Origin of the sequence: Bradyrhizobium sp. CCGUVB1N3, assembly GCF_024199925.1 — a bacterium.
Taxonomy (GTDB): Bacteria; Pseudomonadota; Alphaproteobacteria; order Rhizobiales; family Xanthobacteraceae; genus Bradyrhizobium.
Genome location: NZ_JANADR010000001.1, coordinates 3,725,353 through 3,743,818, shown reverse-complemented (window position 1 = coordinate 3,743,818; position 18,466 = coordinate 3,725,353). Strand labels below are relative to the sequence as shown.

Below are 18,466 nucleotides of genomic sequence, written 5' to 3'. Positions count from 1 at the left end.
GCATTGCAGCATAATTGTTGTTCTCTTCCCGCTGGTTAATTCGCACTAAATTGTCGGTACTTGGGAGGCGATCCTGATCCCTCAGAGTTCAGTCAGCAGCGACTCGTCAGAGCTCGCGCCAAAGAACGTGCCGACGCGTGGCTCAAGCGCTGTTGGATCGCCGTCCCCTGATCTTGTTGGTCGTTCTCCGGAGCCGGGCGGATCGGGGCACAAGTTCAAGATCCCTTATTCCGCGCTTCAGTACGTGCTAGCGCTGGTCGACGGCTTTCTCATCATCTTCGCGAGCATCGCCGGCGGCGGGCTCTATCAGATTGTTGCAAACGGCGAATTCAGGAATGCGGACCAGCTACTTGGAGCCGGCATCATCGCTGCGTCGCTCTATGTTCTGATCGGACAGTCCAGCGGCTTCTATGATCTTCGCATCGCGTTCTCGAGGCGCAGAAGGGATGCCGGCCGGATCGTCATGCAGTGGTTTATGGTGAGCTTGCTGCTGACGCTGCTGGCGTTCCTGATGAAGAGCGGCGCGGTATTCTCGCGCGGATCGATCATCTGTTTCGGCTCGCTTGCGCTGCTGCTTCTCCTGGTCTGCCGGCAGTTCGCCAAACGTCTCGTCGTCAACGCTGTTGCGGAAGGACAGGTTCAGGGCCGTCGCGCGATCGTGCTCGGCACGCGCGAAGAGCTCGCCGCGCTCGGCGTCGACGAACTGCTGGAGCGGTTCGGTCTGACCGAGGTCGATCGCGTCGTCTTCAGCAGCGACAGGAACAGCGGATTTGCCATGAGCGAGGATGAAGCATCCTCGCTGGAGCAGGCGCTGGCCGTCGGCCGCGAACGCAGCGTCGATGAGATCGTGCTGGCGTTTCCATGGACCGACACCCGAAAGCTCGAGCTGGTCCGGGACCGGTTGCGGATTTCCCCGCTGCCTGTGCAGTTGGTGCCCGACCGGCGCATCCGCTCGCTCGCGGAGAATCCGTCGTTCAGGCTGCGCCGGTCGCTCTCGATCGAGATTCAGCGCGGCCCGCTCTCGCGCGTCGAGCAGCTGTCGAAGCGCCTGGTTGACATCGCCGGCGCCTCGCTCGGCCTGATCCTGCTCATGCCCTTGATGCTGCTGAGCGCAATCGCGATCAAGTCCGATTCGCCGGGGCCCGTGTTCTTCCGGCAACGGCGCAATGGCTTCAACGCCAAGCAGTTTCCGATCTTCAAGTTCCGCACGATGACCGTGATGGAGGACGGCGCCACGGTCGTGCAGGCCAAGCGGTTCGATCCACGCGTGACCAGGGTCGGGAGCGTTCTGCGCCGCTCGAGCATCGACGAGGTGCCGCAGCTCATCAACGTGCTGCGCGGCGAGATGTCTCTGGTCGGGCCGAGGCCTCATGCGCTGGCGCACGACGATCACTACGGCGACATTCTCTCGGAATATGCCTATCGCCATCATGTCAAGCCGGGGATTACGGGATGGGCGCAGGTCAACGGCTATCGGGGCGAGACCGCCCGCGTCGAGCAGATGAAGGGCAGGGTCGATTGCGACCTGTGGTACATCAACAATTGGAGTCTGGCGCTGGACCTGAAGATTCTAGTCCTGACCTGTCTAGAACTTACACGCCGCCGCAACGCCTATTAAGGCCCTTCCTTGATCCAAAAGGCAGCGTTTCAGCCAACTTCTGGGCAGCGGATCGCACAGATATTGGCCTCCCGGAATAGACGTGTAACTGCGGCGCAACAATCGGCGGTTATTGTTCCCCAGGGGACAGGCCGCGTTGACTCCATTGGGGATTTGACCCAATTCTGATGCGGTAAAATACGGGGACTGGCGTGAAACGGGGCATTACATTCGCAGGGCTGATGGCAGCCATCCTGCTCACTTCGGCAGGCTGTTCGATCATGCCGTCCTCGGGACCCGAGGACCATGTTATCAAGAGCGAGATAACGCGATCGGGCCCTGACTACGGGCTTGTGAAGCTCAACGCTGAGCTGCTGAACATCGTGAGGGAATACGGGCCTGGTGCTCTCGCCGGCTCGTTCCCCGACCATCGGCCGCCGCCGAGCATCAAGTTCGGTATCGGCGACGTCGTATCGGTCACCATCTTCGAAGCAGCCGCAGGCGGTCTGTTCATTCCGGCTGAAGCCGGCGTCCGTCCCGGCAACTTCGTCTCGTTGCCGAACCAGAATGTCGACTCGGCAGGCTTCATCACGGTCCCGTATGCCGGCGCGATCAAGGCCCAGGGGCGGACGCCAAGCGAGATCCAGCAGGATATCGTCAAGGCGCTCGGCAATCGCGCGATCGAGCCTCAGGTCGTCGTGGCGCTAATCACGCAGAATACCTCCTTGATCAGTGTTCTCGGCGAGGTCAACACGCCGAGCCGCCTGCAGGCCAACGCGGCGGGCGAGCGCGTGCTCGACGTGATCTCGCGTGCCGGCGGCCCGAAAGGGCAGGGCTACGAGACGTGGGTAACGCTGGAGCGTAATGGCAAGCGGGCAACCGTTCCGTTCGGTGCACTGGTCTACCAGCCTGCCAACAACGTGTGGGTCCATCCGGGCGACACCATCTACGTCTATCGCGAGCCGCAGGTGTTCCTGGCGTTCGGCGCATCGGGCGCGCAGGGCCAGTTCACATTCGACATGTGGAAGATCAACATGGCGCAGGCGATGGCGAAGGCGGGCGGCCTGCTCGATGCGCAGGCCGAGCCGGCCGGCGTCTACGTCTACCGGCGCGAGCCGCGTGAGCTCGCTGAGCGCCTCGGCGTCGACTGCTCGAAGTTTGTTGGTCCGCTCGTCCCGGTCGTCTACAATGTCGATTTCCGCGATCCGGCCGGGTTCTTCCTGGCGAGCAAGTTCGAGATGCGCGACAAGGACGTGCTGTTCGCCGCCAATGCGGCGACTGTCGATACGGCGAAGTTCCTGCAGTTCGTGCGTGTCGTGATCGCGACCGCCAACGACACCATCGTGACTGCGAACAACGCTCAGATCCTCAAGATCACCAGCCGTCAGTAATGCAATTTGCCGGATGCCGCACGCGGTGGCATCCGGCCGCGGCGGATCGCGAGGCATAGCCCGAGGCTTATTGCCACGGCCTGAACTCGGTGGGCGCGACGCCCGGGATCTCGACATTGAACCCGTCCGTGCGGAGGCGCTTGTCGAACTGCATGCGGAGGTCAAGGCGCACGTTCGACAACCCTGCCAGCAGCTCTTTCCTGGCTAACCAGCCCGGCCCCTCCAGAATTCGCGTCGCTTCTTCGACGAACGCGGAGTTGACCATGGCGACGAACTCTTGCCGGGCTTGCTCCTTCAGGTCCGGCGGCAGGGTCTCGTAGATCGCCAGGACGTATGGACTGCGCCGGACGGCCACCCAGCCCTCGAACGGGCTCAGGGCATACGACATCCTGAGCTCATGGAAATGTTCGGCTGCAGAGCCGCCGTGGGACAGCGCGATCCAATATCTGATGAACCAGAGGAAGCCCTCGGTCGGTACGCAGCTCAGCGCCCGGTCGGTCGCCGTGCGGAGCACCTTGAGCTGCCCCTCGGCGAGCCGGAGGTCCGCCGCGCTGACGGCCTCTTCGTATTGACGCAGCCGGATGATCGCCACTGCCCTGATCTCACGGGGATTGCAGAGGCTTCGCTTATCGGCGGCATCAAGGACCGCCGCAAGTGAGGCGAGCGGCTTCTGCTGGAATGCATCGCCCGACATGATGCGATTGGCGATATCGTCGAGCTGGATGGCCTGATCGGCGTTGGCGAAATAGGCAATCGACCACGACGCGGATGCCAGCGCCGCGGTGATTAGGACAGATCGCAGCAGAACGTTGGCGAGACGGTTCATTCGTCAGTCAACGTAGCCGTACCTCTTGTAGTAGCTATTGCGGTAGTAGTCCGAATTGTAGGAGTCATAGCGGCTCATCACCGCCATATTTACCTTGTTGAGCACCGCGCCCATCAGCCGATCCCGCACGACGGGCGTTTCGATCAGCACGCGCTCGACGACGTCGATCTTGGCGCGTGCCCATTCGAGGACGATGACGTAGGAGTCGACCAGCGCGCCGGTTGCACGCACGTCGATCACAGGCGCAAGCGGACTGAGATCGAGAATCACGCGGTCATACTGCTCGCGAAGCTGCTGGAACAGCTTCTCCATTTGCGGGGAGGCCAGGATGTCTCCGGAGTTGGAGAACCGTGAGGCGACCACGCAAGGCAGGAAATGCAGATTGGTCTGCGGATCGACCCAGACCATGTCTCGCCAGGAGCCCTTGCCAAGCACCACGTCGACCAGGCCCGCCTCTGCTTCAGGCGTCAGGCGCCCGGTGAGGCTCGGATTTCGGATGTCGCCATCGATCAGGAGCGTACGCGCGCCGCTCTGAGCCACGACCTGTGCCAAGGCTTCGCAGATGGTGGATTTACCCTCATTGGGCAGGGCCGATGTGATGCCGACAACCTTGTTCGCAGTGCCAAAATTGCCGAGATCGGTGGCGAGCTTGATCGAGCGCATTCCTTCCGCAAAGCGCGAGAACGGCGAATTGACGGCGAATCGTCCGATCGTATCTCTGGCAAGGAGTTTCCGCTCGCCAGTGAATTGTCGTATGTCGGGTGCCTCGACCGCATGGGCCTTCGCTGCGGCCGGAGTCTTGCCGGTTGTCGAGGCTGCCGGACTGCCGAACGGCCACCATCGTCGCAATGAATCGCTGAACTGGGAGCGGCTGCTGTCGGGCTTGCCAAGCCGGCCCATGCCGCCGACATCGATCGCCGGAATGGACGCCAAACAGCTCACGCCCAGCAAGCGCTCGACCTGCGGGACAGTCCGGAAAACGCGGTCCATCATGTCGCGCAGCATGCCAGCCATCGCCGCAAGGATCGTACCGCCCGCGATCGCGGCGAGCAGGATCAGGAGCGTCTTCGGCGAGCTCTTTTTTAGCGGCACGGAGGCCTGCGTGATCACGCGCGCCTCGGTGATCGGGAACGATTGCTGCTGCACCGAGACCATGTAGAGTTGGAGGAAATTATCGGCGAGCGCGCGCGCGCTTTGCGCGTTGCTTTCCAGGTCCTTCAGGACGATCTGCGCCTGGCTCGTGTCGTTGGCCTGCGCTATCGTCTCGTCCAGGTTCTTCTGGCTCGCCTCCTCGCGCTTCTTGGCGATCTCGTAGTCGCTCTTGTAGCTCTCGGCCGTGCGCTTCAACTCGTCGAGGATCGAGCGCCGCAACTCCCGCATCTGGTTGCGGAGGTTCACGACGGCGAGATGGTTGGCGCCGTAACGATTGCCCCAGTCTGTCGCCCGCGCCGCATATTCGAGATAGCTCTGCCGCAGCTTTTGGATGACGGGGTTCTGGAGCGTGTCGGTGACCGTCGCGAGGTCGTTGAGGATCACGTTCGAATCATTCTCGTCCGACTTGAGAATCGTCGTAATGCGGTCGAGTCGGGCCAACGCTTCGGCACGTTGCGCCCGCGCCACCGTCAGCGTGCTGTTGATTTCGGCAAGCTGCTGCTCTGTGAGGAGGCGCCCGCCGGCATCGACGATATTGTTCTTGGCTTTGTAGTCGGCGACGGCCCGCTCTGCGCTTGAGGCCTGCGCGCGCAGTTCTTTCATGCGATCCTGGAGCCAGACCGCGGCGCGCCGCGACGCCTGATATTTCGACTCAAGGGAGTCGACGATGTAGGCCTCGGCGACGGCGTTGGCGATCGCTGCCGCTAGGTCGGGCGACAAAGACTGGTACGAGATTTCGATGACATAGCTCAGGGCTAGGCGCTTGATCGTCAGCTGGTCCTGGAAGCGTTCCAGCGCACCTCGGAGGACGACATAGTCTGACTTCTGGTCATTAGAAAATACACTGAGCAAGAGCCCGCTGACGCTGCTGAGAAGGCCGCCCGAGGAACCATTGAATTCCGGCTTATCGACAAGGCGCAAGTCTTTGATAACCGCCAAGGCGATCGTCTCCGACTTCAGGATTTCGACTTGGCTATCGACCATTCCAGAGTCGACAGGCATGTCGTTTGACGATTGCGATGGCTGCTGGAGGCCCGGGACTTTTCGGGTGTCGATAATGAGCTCAGCCGTGCCGGTGTATTTTTTTGGCGCTGTCAGCAGAAATACGCCTGCCAAGCTAACGCAGAGCAGCAGCGTAAAAATCATCAGCGGATATTGCCGGCCGACCAAGGCAACAGCGGAAGAGACGGTCTGCTGCAGCGACAAAAATTCAGGACTTGCCGGCTCGATTTCTCGAGGACCAGGAATTCGCGTTTGAAGCATTCGGATCTACCATTCATTATTCATCCCGATGCACAATCGTGCGCATCGGCGACACCCGCCGGCAGAATGCCCCAACCGATTGTCCAGCTAGCAGGTTGTAGAGACCGTACAAACCTTAATGGTCGTAGTGGTTGTCGTCGTCGAGCCGGAGGAGCTAGCGCTGCTGACACTAGCGGAGAAGTAGCTGCCTGGATTGTTCGACACGCTGTTCGACGTGAACGCCTGGAAGCTCGAACTGCTTCCCGATGAAGCGGTGGACGGATTGGTTTGACCGCCAACGGAGCCGCCCGAGACGCCAACACCGCTTCCGAGACCGCCGGCCGCAACGCTGCGGATGGGATTATTTCCGGTAATGGCGGCGAATTTCTGTTGCGCTTCCGTAGAGTCGCTGTTGGCGAGTTGCGTCTGGATCTCGATCGCGAAGTTCAGGTCAGGCCGCCTGCAGATGTCGGCGGCCGTTCCAAGGCCGGTTCCGATCGCCTGCTGCTGTTCGACCGAGGCCCCCTTCAGCAGCGCAATGACCGCGGGGAGCGCTTGGGGGTTCGCTGCCACGAAGTCCCGGACGTCGCTGCCGATTTCAGCTGAGCTGCGTGCGCCGTTAGGTCCGTTGAGTAGCGATGAGGGGTTGCTCAGGAAGTTCACTGCCTTGGCGGCTGCATCGGGATCGTTAGTGCACGCAGCGAAGCTCGTTGCCGCAAAGCAGCATGATGCAGCAATCGCCAACACCGCACCGCGAAATTGAGTTCTGAATCGCATCGCAATAGCCTCCTGCCACCCTACCTAATGCAGTGAATTTAAAGACAAAATTAGCTAATGTACAGAGCTAGGTACTGCATCATTATCATGCGGTTAAGACGGTCATCACGTGGTTAAGGTCGTCCGGCTTGAGGCACTTTGAGCAAGTCCCATGCCGACAAGGGAGAAAACGACGACTGAAAATCCGGGAATCTGAAGCGAAAAGTCGATCTGGGAATGCAAGACGCCAAGTATGGCAACCCAGAATGCGGCCAACGGCAACATTTCATCCCGCTGGCGGGTCAGAATTCCCCGCCACAAGATTGAAAACACCAGCAACCACGCCGCAACCACAACGCCGGTAAACGGGATGCCCATTTCTGCGGCGAGCTCCAGGGGTGTGCTGTGGGCGTGCTCCCAGATGCCGACCATCGCAATTTCACTGCTGCGGTGGGCGGGAAACGCCCAACGAAATGTTCCCACACCTGTGCCTAACCAGGGGTGATCCTTGATGATCTCAATTGTAGATAGATAGGCGTTCCAACGTCCCGAATCAAATAGTCCTTCTGAATCAATGCGTTGATTCACGCTTGAGCCGAGTATCTGAAACATCATCAGGATGACCAAGATGGCCACGGCCGGGAAGGTCAGCAGCAAGCCCCTGAGCCCAAGCTGACGCCGGTATAATGTTGCTGTGGTGCCGCTGATCGCCAGCAGCGAGATGATCGAGCCCGCCCGCGACCCGGTCATGAATATGGCGGACAGCACGACAAACGATGCAATCAGGTAGGAGATGGTGCGGGGCGTAGGACGGTTGAGAAACGCGGCGCTCCAGAGCGCGTACCAGCCTTGCGTCGGCTTCGTGAGGGAGAGGTCGACGGCGTTTGCAAGCCGCAGCAGCCACAGGAGGGTGCAGGCACCAAAATAGACGGCAGCGACGTTGGGATTGACAAATGTGGCGACCAGCGAATTGCGGTAGTTGAATTTCTCCAGCCACAGCAAATGGTCCGGCCAGAACACAAAGGCGATGATGCCGTAGAGCGCGTACAAGAGTCCCGAAATTGTGATCGTTTTGACGATGGCGTATGCAGCGCGGCGCTCCCGACCAACGAGGAAGCCGCAGACCAACGCCAGCATGCACGCGATTTGTGACCCAGCTGCGAAAAATGCTTGATTTCGTGCGACGCTCACAACACCGGTCACGTCTTGTGTGAGAAGTTGCGACGCCTGCCCCCAGATCGGATCGATCAATCGTCGGAAGAGGAGCGGATTCGGAGCGATCTGCTCCACAACTATAAATGACCAGACCACTGCAACGATCGATACGCCCGATAGGAAGTGCAGATCGCGCGAATCGAACGGGCGCAGGCTCGCCAACAGGGTGATCGCCGACAACACCAACACCCACGCCCAAAGGATTCTGGGGCTCATCGATCCGAACGGAAGCGGGACCAGCGCGATCACGATGCAAAGGCACGTGGTCGCCGCGGCCTGAATTCCCGAACTGATGGGGGGGCGGCCCGGCTCAACCACCGAGGAAGGTTGCGCCGCTGATGTTGTGGCTAACGAAGGCAAGGGAAGATCGTAGGCATCAATCGAAATCCTCTACGTTCGACGCTCGGCTCCACGGATTGGAGCAAGCACGTTCCGATGAAGCTGGCTGCGCCAAAGACAATCACTTTAGGAGGCATAGGATCAACGATCAATCGGGGAGAGAGGCTCGGACTTCGTCCGGTAGACTTCCGCCTGAATCCCGAGGTTGACTGCATTGGCGAGATCAGTGGGTTGTTGGATGATGCGTTGCCGCAGCAATTGCTCCTGTAAGTCCTTCAATCTTCGTGGATCGAGCTCGCCAAACCGGGCGCCGGATGGACGCAGGAAGCGCCGTTGAGCATCCATGAAGCGATCGAGTTGATCGGCATCCAAACCTTGGTTGACAGCGCGTAGAATGATCGGACCCGTGCGGTGCGGATCAGAATAGGCGCTGACCCAACCATTGGCAATCGCGATCAGGAATCGCTCGAGCGTTGCCGTCGATGCGAGCGCTTCCTTGCTCGCGAAGAAAACAGGTCCCATGACATGCACGCCAAATGCGCCAGGGCTCAACGATCGATAGGGAGCACCTGAACCTTCTAAGGTTACGCCTTCCACGTCCCGTCGACCGACCAGGATGTCAAGCTTTCCACTCAATAGATCGGAAACGGCGCCGTCGCTCTCGATGATTTTCAGCCCGCTCTGGCGGATGAAATTCTTGGCAATGAATGCACTCAAAACAGTCGATGGCTCAAGGCCGGGTCTGTACCCGATTCGCTTGCCCTCCAGATCTGCCGGTTCTAGCAGCCGGACGCTCGAAAGGGCGTAAAACTCCACCGAGCTTGCGACATAGGATGAGGCAAATGCCACGACAGGCAGACCCTCGGCGCGCGCCTTGAGGAAGCCTTGCGCCGAGGCGACGCCGATCGCGTGCGGATCGCCGGCGACTGCCGACGTGGCATCAGCGTCACTCGTTCCCGGCATCAGGCGCACGCTCAGGCCCTCGCGCTCGAACAGATGATCGGCGATTGCGACGATGGCGCCGCCTGACGCAGGGCTGACCGGCCCGTTCAGCTGCAGGACGTAGCTGCCGGACGAACTAGCAACGGACCTTGCGCCACCGCTCGCAATGGGCGAGCGAAGGTGGTCCCATGTTAGGCCGGCGACGATGGCGATGCCCAAAACGGCGCTTGCGAGCAATGCGGCCGAGCGTCGCCTGCGTGAATGTCTCCGGGGGTGCCCGGAATTGCTTGATCTTTGCATTCGTGCTGCGGCGTCTGTGGCCACCTGAAAAACGAAAGTCGAACCTGCCGATAGTTCGCCCTAGTTGTTGGAATATTCGCGAAAGGAAAAGCGGAAATTTTGGGTCGTGAATACGCCGAACACGTAGCGCTGGCGCTTGTAAGGGGGCGCAGTGATCTCCTGGCAACTATCCGTTCGATAGTAGCAGGCCTTGATCTTGATCGACTTCGAACAGTGATTGTCTAACAAGAGGAGGTGGTTGTAGATCGCCTTGTTGATCAGTTGTGGCTCGGATCCGGCGAGCACATTGAGACACGGCTTGCCTACGGCATCTAAATTTCGTGACCCTTGAAGAATACCTGACGGCGGGTTCGCCGGCGCGTCAACTCGCTCACCGAGGGTTCCGCCAATGATTTCACCGGAAAGCAAACTTCCGCTCAAACTTTGTGCATCGGCCGGCAATGAGAGAGTTAACATTGCGAACGACAGGGTCATTCTGGAGATGAGACGTTTCACAGACCCTCCACGAAGTGGCTTTTTGGCTCCCCGCTGCCTGCCGCACAAATTCGACATTTGTGCAAACGGGGCGATCTCGCTATCGACTAAGCAGTTGCCATCCCTTCGAACTGGCAAATCGTTAACTATTCTTTTCGCCCTTCGAAGGAGTTCGTCCGGTGACGTTGCGAAGATCCGATTCATGGAGTCGTCACGGGTTACACTCTATCGTCTGCGGGGACTCTAGTCCTTGCTGTTTATTTCACCTGGGATCATTCCCGTCACTATTGTTGCAATGGAGCTGCGCGAAAGCTTGCCGCAAATTCAGGAGTCGGCCGTAGCTAGCCTGGCTGGAGACAACGAGCAACAATTTTCGGGCGAAGGTGACTTGCCTCGCCAATGGCTCAGTGCAACTTGACTCCTCTTGAATACCTAAGATTGTTTGATATCCTTTGGCTTGGCGACTGCAGGCCGAAGCGCATCACGCTTATTCCAAAGGCAGTCTGAAACGTACACACTGACGGCAAAATTGAGTTGAGCTATCGATCGATGCCGGGCAGTTGAAGTTGGCCAATTCGCTGATCCTTCCCATTTTTGTGCTTGTTCGAGGTTCGACCTAATGACCAAACGCTCGCTTGTGACTGGTGGTTCTGGCTTCATCGGTTCTCATCTCTGTGAAAGGTTGCTCGCACAGGGGCATGAGGTTCTGTGTGTGGACAATTTCTTTACCGGTAGGCGAGCGAATGTCGAACATCTGCTCGACCAAAAGCGGTTCGAGCTACTGCGGCACGACATTACTTTCCCGCTGTACGTAGAGGTTGACGAAATCTACAACCTTGCATGTCCGGCATCTCCTATTCACTATCAGTTTGATCCTGTCCAAACGACTAAAACGAGCGTCGTCGGCGCCATCAACATGCTTGGGCTCGCAAAACGACTCAAGATTCCTGTGCTCCAAGCGTCCACTTCAGAAGTATACGGCGACCCCACGGTGCACCCTCAGGTCGAAGGGTATTGGGGCAATGTTAATCCAATCGGTCCCCGCTCGTGCTATGATGAAGGAAAGCGATGCGCCGAGACTCTCTTCTTTGATTATCATCGGCAGCATAAGATGGACATAAAGGTCATTCGGATTTTCAATACTTACGGACCCAGGATGCACCCAAATGACGGGCGAGTAGTCTCCAACTTCGTTGTGCAGGCGTTGCAGGGGAAGGACATCACCATCTACGGGACCGGAAAGCAGACTCGTTCGTTCTGCTTTGTCGATGACTTGGTGGAAGGAATGATGAAGACGATGGCTACAAAGCCGGGATATACCGGCCCGGTGAATCTGGGTAATCCGGTGGAACAAACCGTGGGGGAGCTTGCCAACACGGTGGTTCGTTTGGTGGGATCCTCATCCAAGGTCGTCTATTCGGATCTCCCAATGGATGATCCCAAGCAGCGCAAGCCAGACATAAGCAAGGCTCGGGCGGAGCTGAATTGGGAACCGAGAGTGCCGGTTGAAGAGGGCTTAAAACGAACCATTGCTTACTTTGACGATTTGCTTTCTCGTCAGTCGGGGCAAGATACGCGCGGCGCTTAGGATGGCTCGTGCCGAGACCGTTTAATGAAGATCTCCGTTGTCGTTGTCACATACAATTCGTTGGCGTTCATCGATCGCTGTTTGGAGCCATTGCTTGGCATTCCGGACAGCGAAATACAGATCATTGTTTGGGATAACAACAGCTCGGACGGGACCTTTCAGTATATTAGAGATCGCTATCCCAAGGTGGAACTTCGTGGCGGCGCGGACAACCGAGGATTTGCGGCCGGCAACAATGCGGCTTTTCAGTACTGCGAAGGGGAGTATGTACTTCTTCTTAATCCGGACGCTTTTCTCAAATCCTTCGATCAGATCAGATCGCTGGCGTCGATTCTGACTGAAAATCCGGATGCCGCTGCAGCCGGTCCGATGTTGGTGAACCCGGACGGGAGTCATCAAGTGGGCGACGCAGGCTGGTCTCACACATTGTTGAATGCCGTCGGTCACACTCTTTTTCTCCACCGCATCATTCCTGGGGTCAAGAGCATCTACCTGACGCGGCCCGGTTTGCTATTGCGTGAACTGGTCGACGTTGATTGGATTTGCGGAGCGTGTCTGCTCGTTCGCCGTGATATTATTGCGCGCGTCGGGGGCCTTAAGGAAGAGATCTTCATGTATGGTGAAGATGTCGAGTGGTGCGAACGAATGCGAGGCATCGATCGGCGGGTGTTATATGTTCCTAGCCTTCAGGTTGTTCATTTGCAGGGGGGAACCCAGAAGTCCGACGAAACAGCTCTTTTTGTATCCCACAAATGGATCGCTGCTCTGGCTAAACATGTGAAGGCCTCGTCACCGCGGTGGCATTTCGTCGCTCTGAAATTCGCCTTGATCCTCGGTTTTCTCATCCGGGCGTTGCTCTACTTTTTTTCGGACCTGGCGCATGGAAGGATGAGCATTCATCGGACCAAAGCAATGTGTAGTTACGCCGTGTATAGCGCTGGGCTCGACTGAACAGGCCGCCGAAATGAAACGTGACTACACGGGCCCAAGTCGGATTGGCAGACGGGCCTTTGTTGCCGGGGTCTTGGGCGGCATACAGAAAAGCGATGAAACTGCCTTGTTTCTGTCGAACACTTGGATTGCGACGTTTGCCGCCGCGGTGAAAAGGTGCCCATGAAGCAAAATTTCACGAGCCGGGCGCGCATTGGTCGCCGCAGCTTTATGTCGGGCCTGTTTGCGACAGCCGCTTCCTTACCAGCGCAAAGCGGCGTGACCCCCTTGCGGTCTCTATTCCTGACGGACTTGGTCGACGATCTTAAACCGGGAACCGATATCACTTCCTCGCTCGACATGGCGTTGCAAATCGCGATGGATAGGAAAATTGGCGAGGTGGTTCTGCCGGCCGGCGAGTATCTTGTGCAATCAATCAAGATGCGAAGCCGCGTAAAGTTGAAGGGCTTGGGTCGCGGCTCTACACGCCTAAAGGCAGTTCCTGGATATACCGGATCATTTGTTGTGCTTGGCAACGGCCCCATTATTCACACTTCCATCGAGGGCATGACGTTGGTCGGAGGAACGCCGGCCGCTGCCACAAACCCCTCTCAGTGGGCCATTGATTTCGAAGCAACCGCGGTTCCAGGTTCTGTTCCTCCAAATGGCGGGTTTTGGTGGTCTGCTCTCCAGGACGTGCAACTCATCGGGTTTTCGAGAGGAGTTCGACTTCAAGGCGGCGCGGTTCCCGGAAATTATCAACTTCCTCATCAATTTGTAAGCGTGAGGGATTTTGTTGTGTTCCTATCGAAGGACGCAATGGGTCCCGCGCTGAAGATTACCGGGCAAGTAGCACAATTTGTATTTGAGCAATGCCAATTCGATCACAACGGTGGAATAGGGGATTTGACGCTCGTTGAGATTGGGCGGGTCGGTGACAGCAGCGCGTCGGCTGGTCCGGAGCCCTCATTACTTCATTTCAGCGTATGCACGTTCCAGGATGCGCGACAGGCCGTAATAATGGCCCATAGCCAAAACGTCTCGTTCGACTCTTGCTGGTTTGAGCAACTGCAAGCCGGAATCCAAGTTGGAAAGGATTCTGTCGGCACAACGATTTCGGGCTGTCGCTTCGCTAACGCTGCAAGCGCGCAGCCGGCCGTTGAATTCCTAGATAACGCGCACGGCACAGTATCATCAAATGTGTTCGCGGGCGCACGCACGAAATCCTCTATTCGAGTCGCCTCCTCAAGTCGCGTTACGCAGACAAATAACATTCAAACGCTGGGTGCGAGTGAGTGACTGCATGACCCAGGACGACCTGCTAAAGACTGCCTTCTTGGTCGTGCTATTCGTTTTCGCCGAGGTAGCGCCATGGGTAGTCGTCTACGTTGCGTGCTTGCCGATATTTATTTTGTTGGTTGCTACGTCTCCACGCAACGCCGCAAACCTGCTCGCGATATGCTGGCCTTTAATCCTGATTTCCTTGCTTGGCGGCATAGTCTCCATGGTGAGCGGTTCGATGGGTGTGGATGCTGCTAAGGGAGCCTACTACACGTCGCGACCTCTCGTGTTCATCGGTGCAGGCATTTATCTCCAGCTTAGGATGAGATTGCCCTTCCATCTGCTTCGAAGAGCGATCGTGATCGCAGCTGTGATATTATCGTTTATGTACGCCTATAAGTACGCCTCTACTGGTGGGGCTGAGGGAGAGAGCAGATACGCGCTTCGGGACGCCATTGGCGTCGGCTATATTACTGTAGCAATTGCGGCTGCGTTGGTAGTTGGGCACGTCACATCGCTGCGAATAAAGCCCATTGAGTTGGTTGCGCTGCCGGTGATAGCAGGGGCGATGTATCTCTCGGGATCAAGATCCGGGCTTATTACGATGGCCGTCCTGGTCTTCAGCTACTACGCGCCGCTGATTCTGGTGCCTTTCGCCGCGGTCTCATTGGCGGCGATCTTGTTTGTCTTGACGACGCCGTTTATCCAGCTGATTTTTGACCCTGATCTGCTTAGGCAGATGTTTTACAAGCTCCCCAGCGGTGTGGTCGAGATCATCTCCATCCAGCGCTACTCGGACGCGGAAGTCAACGTTGGCTGGCGCGGGTTTGAAACGTTCCGTGCTTTCTCGCACGTGTGGGATGAGGGCGCTTTAGCAACACTATTCGGCACTGGGTGGCACGCGCTCGTCCCCATTCTTTGGCGCATTAAGTTAGGGGCGGACTATTTGACGGACATCCCCGTGTTCCACAACGCATGGTCCTTCATTTTCGTACGATCGGGGTGCGCTGGTCTTGCGCTGATATTTGTCCAGTTTTGGCTATGGGTTTCTCTGTTTCGAAGAAAACTTCGGTCGGGTTTGGACCCATCGGCTAGTGAAGTCCGCAATTTCGCGGCAGGTCTAGTCCTTGTTTCGCTTGTGAATATTCCGATGATTGCAAGTATCTATAATCCGGGAGCGCCGGGCCAAGTTTTGAGCATTTTAATTGGCTTTTGCACAGCCCATTACCTAGCTAGGCCGGACTCAATCAGAGCCACGGAACCAACCCATATCCCGGGGCGGTCTTCACCCGATGTGGCATTCAGATAGGATACACGCAGGCCGCCAATACTAGCTCCGCAATAAGGCTAGTATGTTGCCGGCTCGGACGTTAGCGGCGAATGGAAGATCATGGAAATGCTAACCCAAGCTTCGGCGGGCTTTGCGAAGGGTTTGGTGGACCCCGCTTCACTAAAGTTGGAAGCTTCGTCAAGTCGACTGAATTCTATTCAGTTCATGCGATTTCTAGCAGCCTTTTTGGTATTGATTACCCATTGCGGTTTCTATGTTCACGAGCGACTCGATGGGAGCTTCGAATATTGGCGGAGGGGCGCGTCGGGCGTCGTTTTGTTTTTTGTGATCAGCGGTTTCGTTATGATCATTTCATCGGAGAAACTTGCCGTCAGTGATGACGGCTGGAAGATTTTCTCGGTGAGACGGTTATTACGCATCGTGCCGATCTACTGGATCGCAACCAGTGTTAAGGTTGTTGCAACGCTGTTTGCCGCTGAGCAAGTTCTTCACACTGGCTTTGATGTGCCGCTTATTATCAAGTCATATCTTTTCCTTCCCAGCTATAATCCAATCGACGGAACGATCCAGCCACTGTTGGGGGTGGGGTGGACACTTGTATTCGAAATGTTCTTTTACTTGCTGTTCGCTCTGGCCCTGATGCTAAAGGTTGAGCCGATAAAGTTTGTCGGAGTTATTATTCTGGTCATTTCCCTGATTTCGCTCTTTCGGAGTGATTTGGTCGAGATGGAGCGGCACTCAATCGTGTATTTCCTGCTTGACAGCATAATGCTCAACTTCGTTTTTGGCATGGTGCTGGGTGGCCTTTTTCGAAAGAAGATTATCCTTGGAGTGACGGCCTCTTTGGCCTCGATTGGGTTGGGACTGCTTTCTATCGTTTTTGATGTTTTCGGCGTTCTCGTTCCTATCCCTCCAATTCTTTCCATCGGGCTAGCCTCATTCTTTGTCCTGTGGGGGAGCGTTTCGTTAGAGCAGCGTGCCGGGCTGACGGTGCCTCGCCCCTTTGTTTTTCTTGGCGCCGCATCCTACTCGACCTATCTGTTTCATCCTTTGGTTGCGCCGATTGTGCCCGTGGTCCTCAAGAAGATTGGAGTTGTTGCACCTTACCTAGCTATCGCATGCTCCATTGCCTTCGCTCTTGCGGTCACCAGTCTGATATATTTTCTGTTGGAACGGCCAATCACAAACGTTCTTGCTTCCCGACTTCCTTACAGTCGAGGGGGGTCGCGGTAGTCATCGCAACAGGTTTGGGCGGCCGTGAAGGATCTCCTAAGCCATCGAGCGGAGGTCGATCTTGCGGGGCGCGACGGCATTGGGACTGCGAGCTTCCGGGATGTGAAGCGCCGATAGCTTGCAGTTTCGTTTTGCCGTTCCCTTGAACCATTAGCTGTGATTCTGTGGCGGCATTGGAGGAAGATGCACGGGTAGGTAGGTTCGTGTTGATCGAGCACCAGCGCTATGTTCATGCCAAGCAGTTCACGCGCGCCAACCGGGCCTTGAAGACGCTCAGAACCGATCTCGGGCGCGTCATCCGCGACATTGCCCACAATCGAAGCCCGCGCGGACTCGCTCAGTGAGATTTCCTCGGACGCATGCTGGCGCTGGCGGTCTCCGTCGCCACGACTTGGCACATCCAAGGGCGGCCAGTTCGTCACCCACGTGAAGGCGCTGCCCGGCAACGGTGGCCTCATCCGGTGGCTTGGGCTCTTGTTGTTTCAAATCTTCACGCCGCCGATCGCCCAACCTCAAATCATCCCGCGCTGAAATCTACGTTCTTCGCGGCGGATGAGTTAGTGGCAACGATCGCACAAGTGCTGTCAGCTCAGCTAAAATTTACAATTCGGCGTACGCCGCCGGTGGTAAAGTACAGACTAGTGCCATCGTATTCTAGCAACCCGTCCTGGAGTTTGGTGGTCAGCTTGCCTCTACCGACCTGAGCGCCAGATATCTTTGCGCCGATGATCTCGTTGTTGATCTGTGCGAAATCGAACGGTGCATCTTGGAAGTATGCAGCTGCTTTTGCGTTGATCGAAACGCAACCGAATAACTTCACACCTGTAGCTGCTGAGTTTCGGAATGAGAACCCTGCATTGTCTTTAGCGATGCATGTGGAGAGAGTGATGTTCGTGCCGTGAATTATTGCAAACGCTCTGTCGGCGCTACAGCCGTCCGACGTCACGTTACTTACGAGAACATTGTCGACTTCGCCGCCCGGATCCTTGTCGACTGTTATGGTCGCAGAAGCGGAGCCTTCCGAAAGAACGTTTTGTACCCTGATATTCCTGGTCGACTTACCGGTGCCTCTGCTCTCGATAATGATGTTGGCGTTGCGCCGCGGTGCAGTTGTCTTCGCGCTCAACCCATCGAGGCTGCTTCCGATACAGTCATTCTTGCCGGACATGCTGTCTGACTTGAAGATCACGGAAGAAGCTTCCATATCGATTGTCTCTATGTCCCGCACATGCGCGCGGGACATCCTGACCGCGACGCCGTGGGCATATCTTATTGCTAGTATCCTCTCCACAATGGAATTCGTGCCATTCTGCATCAATAGGGCATGAGCAGATTTTCCTCCGCTGTACCCGCGACCAAGAAACGCTAGATCGTGATAGTAGTAGCCAACGGCGATTTCGTCGCTAGCACCTCCAGAATGGAGACCGTCAATGATGGTGCTGGAAACGGTTGATTGATCTACTCCGAGATGGCCAATTTCCGTGCCGACGCGGCGATTTTCGATCCCGCCGACAATGATGGTGCCCCCAGCAAGTGCTGAGCCGGTCCAAACCGGTCGACCGGCACCGACGATCCGGACGTTGTCCTGTTTAACAATAATGCTACCGGGCCATCGCCCGGGCGGAATGAATATTCCCGCCTTTCCGGAAGCAGCCGCTCCAGCCAGGGCGCCATCAAATGTACTCGTGTTGTCAGAATCTGGCGATAGCGATCCTGCATCTCTTACATCGAGGAGGGCCGAGTCAGCCTTGTCAGTCTGATCCCGAACCGGTTGCGCAGCTGCAGCGGGTGCTCCGACTGCAAACCCCGCAAGTAGTAAACGTCGACTGAAAGTCATTTTGGATATACGCCCGCGCCTCGGCTGGAAAATGAACTCAATCTATCTTCTCTTGGTCGGATCTAAACTTAC

At 57.1% G+C, this 18,466-nt stretch carries 17 protein-coding genes; 10 read left to right on the top strand and 7 right to left on the bottom strand.

Going from position 1 to position 18,466, the window contains the following annotated elements:
- Positions 1–244 precede the first annotated feature (244 nt).
- Positions 245–1,618 carry an undecaprenyl-phosphate glucose phosphotransferase gene (locus NLM33_RS17745; protein WP_254097366.1) on the top strand — a complete coding sequence of 458 codons (1,374 nt, stop codon included), beginning with the start codon at positions 245–247 and terminating at the stop codon, positions 1,616–1,618.
- 191 nt (positions 1,619–1,809) lie between these two features.
- Entirely contained in the window at positions 1,810–2,988 is a 1,179-nt protein-coding gene (locus tag NLM33_RS17740) for a polysaccharide biosynthesis/export family protein (protein ID WP_254097365.1), read from the top strand.
- A 67-nt stretch (positions 2,989–3,055) separates the two neighbouring features.
- Here NLM33_RS17740 and NLM33_RS17735 read toward each other — a convergent pair whose 3' ends face one another.
- Both NLM33_RS17735 and NLM33_RS17730 read right to left on the bottom strand, forming a co-directional pair.
- A complete protein-coding gene (locus NLM33_RS17735; RefSeq protein ID WP_254097364.1) occupies positions 3,056–3,814 on the bottom strand; it encodes a hypothetical protein in 759 nt (252 codons plus the stop codon).
- Positions 3,815–3,817: 3 nt separating this feature from the next.
- Positions 3,818–6,115 (bottom strand): AAA family ATPase, encoded by a 2,298-nt coding sequence (locus tag NLM33_RS17730; RefSeq protein WP_371930123.1) that lies wholly within the window; start codon positions 6,113–6,115, stop codon positions 3,818–3,820.
- Between NLM33_RS17730 and NLM33_RS17725 the strand changes: the two genes are divergently transcribed.
- Entirely contained in the window at positions 6,024–6,224 is a 201-nt protein-coding gene (locus tag NLM33_RS17725) for a hypothetical protein (protein ID WP_254097362.1), read from the top strand. The two genes, NLM33_RS17730 and NLM33_RS17725, sit on opposite strands and share 92 nt — an antisense overlap.
- Before the next feature lie 92 nt (positions 6,225–6,316).
- On the opposite strand, the gene NLM33_RS17720 is transcribed toward NLM33_RS17725, so the two are convergent.
- From NLM33_RS17720 to NLM33_RS17705, 4 genes are all read right to left on the bottom strand, one after another.
- Positions 6,317–6,985, bottom strand: coding sequence for a hypothetical protein (locus NLM33_RS17720; RefSeq protein WP_254097361.1), 669 nt, complete (start codon positions 6,983–6,985; stop codon positions 6,317–6,319).
- A gap of 105 nt (positions 6,986–7,090) precedes the next feature.
- The gene (locus NLM33_RS17715; RefSeq protein ID WP_254097360.1) at positions 7,091–8,428 is read right to left on the bottom strand and encodes an O-antigen ligase; all 1,338 of its coding nucleotides are present in this window, start codon (positions 8,426–8,428) and stop codon (positions 7,091–7,093) included.
- 231 nt (positions 8,429–8,659) lie between these two features.
- Positions 8,660–9,679, bottom strand: a complete 1,020-nt coding sequence (locus NLM33_RS17710; protein WP_254097359.1) for an ABC transporter substrate-binding protein — start codon at positions 9,677–9,679, stop codon at positions 8,660–8,662.
- A gap of 141 nt (positions 9,680–9,820) precedes the next feature.
- Positions 9,821–10,255, bottom strand: a complete 435-nt coding sequence (locus NLM33_RS17705) for a hypothetical protein (protein ID WP_254097358.1) — start codon at positions 10,253–10,255, stop codon at positions 9,821–9,823.
- 229 nt (positions 10,256–10,484) lie between these two features.
- Between NLM33_RS17705 and NLM33_RS17700 the strand changes: the two genes are divergently transcribed.
- The 7 genes from NLM33_RS17700 (at position 10,485) to NLM33_RS17670 (ending at position 16,901) form a co-directional block, all read left to right on the top strand.
- Positions 10,485–10,652, top strand: a complete 168-nt coding sequence (locus tag NLM33_RS17700) for a hypothetical protein (protein WP_254097357.1) — start codon at positions 10,485–10,487, stop codon at positions 10,650–10,652.
- Between the two features lie 201 nt (positions 10,653–10,853).
- Positions 10,854–11,822, top strand: a complete 969-nt coding sequence (locus NLM33_RS17695; protein ID WP_254097356.1) for a UDP-glucuronic acid decarboxylase family protein — start codon at positions 10,854–10,856, stop codon at positions 11,820–11,822.
- Positions 11,823–11,846: 24 nt separating this feature from the next.
- The gene (locus NLM33_RS17690; RefSeq protein WP_254097355.1) at positions 11,847–12,773 is read left to right on the top strand and encodes a glycosyltransferase family 2 protein; all 927 of its coding nucleotides are present in this window, start codon (positions 11,847–11,849) and stop codon (positions 12,771–12,773) included.
- A 162-nt stretch (positions 12,774–12,935) separates the two neighbouring features.
- A complete protein-coding gene (locus NLM33_RS17685) occupies positions 12,936–14,051 on the top strand; it encodes a glycoside hydrolase family 55 protein (protein ID WP_254097354.1) in 1,116 nt (371 codons plus the stop codon).
- Between the two features lie 4 nt (positions 14,052–14,055).
- Positions 14,056–15,342 carry a hypothetical protein gene (locus NLM33_RS17680; RefSeq protein WP_254097353.1) on the top strand — a complete coding sequence of 429 codons (1,287 nt, stop codon included), beginning with the start codon at positions 14,056–14,058 and terminating at the stop codon, positions 15,340–15,342.
- An 81-nt stretch (positions 15,343–15,423) separates the two neighbouring features.
- Positions 15,424–16,557, top strand: a complete 1,134-nt coding sequence (locus tag NLM33_RS17675) for an acyltransferase (protein ID WP_254097352.1) — start codon at positions 15,424–15,426, stop codon at positions 16,555–16,557.
- Between the two features lie 206 nt (positions 16,558–16,763).
- Positions 16,764–16,901: a hypothetical protein gene (locus NLM33_RS17670; protein ID WP_254106205.1), complete on the top strand. Its 138-nt coding sequence runs from the start codon at positions 16,764–16,766 to the stop codon at positions 16,899–16,901.
- A gap of 245 nt (positions 16,902–17,146) precedes the next feature.
- Here the strand turns inward: NLM33_RS17670 and NLM33_RS17665 are convergent, their stop codons facing one another.
- Positions 17,147–18,394: a hypothetical protein gene (locus NLM33_RS17665; protein ID WP_254097351.1), complete on the bottom strand. Its 1,248-nt coding sequence runs from the start codon at positions 18,392–18,394 to the stop codon at positions 17,147–17,149.
- Positions 18,395–18,466 lie beyond the last annotated feature (72 nt).

What these genes read in the sequence shown, in the direction of transcription:
- NLM33_RS17665 (WP_254097351.1), bottom strand. Translation starts at nt 18,394, where the DNA reads ATGACTTTCAGTCGACGTTTACTACTTGCGGGGTTTGCAGTCGGAGCA.
- NLM33_RS17685 (WP_254097354.1), top strand. Translation starts at nt 12,936, where the DNA reads ATGAAGCAAAATTTCACGAGCCGGGCGCGCATTGGTCGCCGCAGCTTT.
- NLM33_RS17735 (WP_254097364.1), bottom strand. Translation starts at nt 3,814, where the DNA reads ATGAACCGTCTCGCCAACGTTCTGCTGCGATCTGTCCTAATCACCGCG.
- NLM33_RS17725 (WP_254097362.1), top strand. Translation starts at nt 6,024, where the DNA reads ATGAGCTCAGCCGTGCCGGTGTATTTTTTTGGCGCTGTCAGCAGAAAT.
- NLM33_RS17695 (WP_254097356.1), top strand. Translation starts at nt 10,854, where the DNA reads ATGACCAAACGCTCGCTTGTGACTGGTGGTTCTGGCTTCATCGGTTCT.
- NLM33_RS17680 (WP_254097353.1), top strand. Translation starts at nt 14,056, where the DNA reads ATGACCCAGGACGACCTGCTAAAGACTGCCTTCTTGGTCGTGCTATTC.
- NLM33_RS17675 (WP_254097352.1), top strand. Translation starts at nt 15,424, where the DNA reads ATGGAAATGCTAACCCAAGCTTCGGCGGGCTTTGCGAAGGGTTTGGTG.
- NLM33_RS17690 (WP_254097355.1), top strand. Translation starts at nt 11,847, where the DNA reads ATGAAGATCTCCGTTGTCGTTGTCACATACAATTCGTTGGCGTTCATC.
- NLM33_RS17720 (WP_254097361.1), bottom strand. Translation starts at nt 6,985, where the DNA reads ATGCGATTCAGAACTCAATTTCGCGGTGCGGTGTTGGCGATTGCTGCA.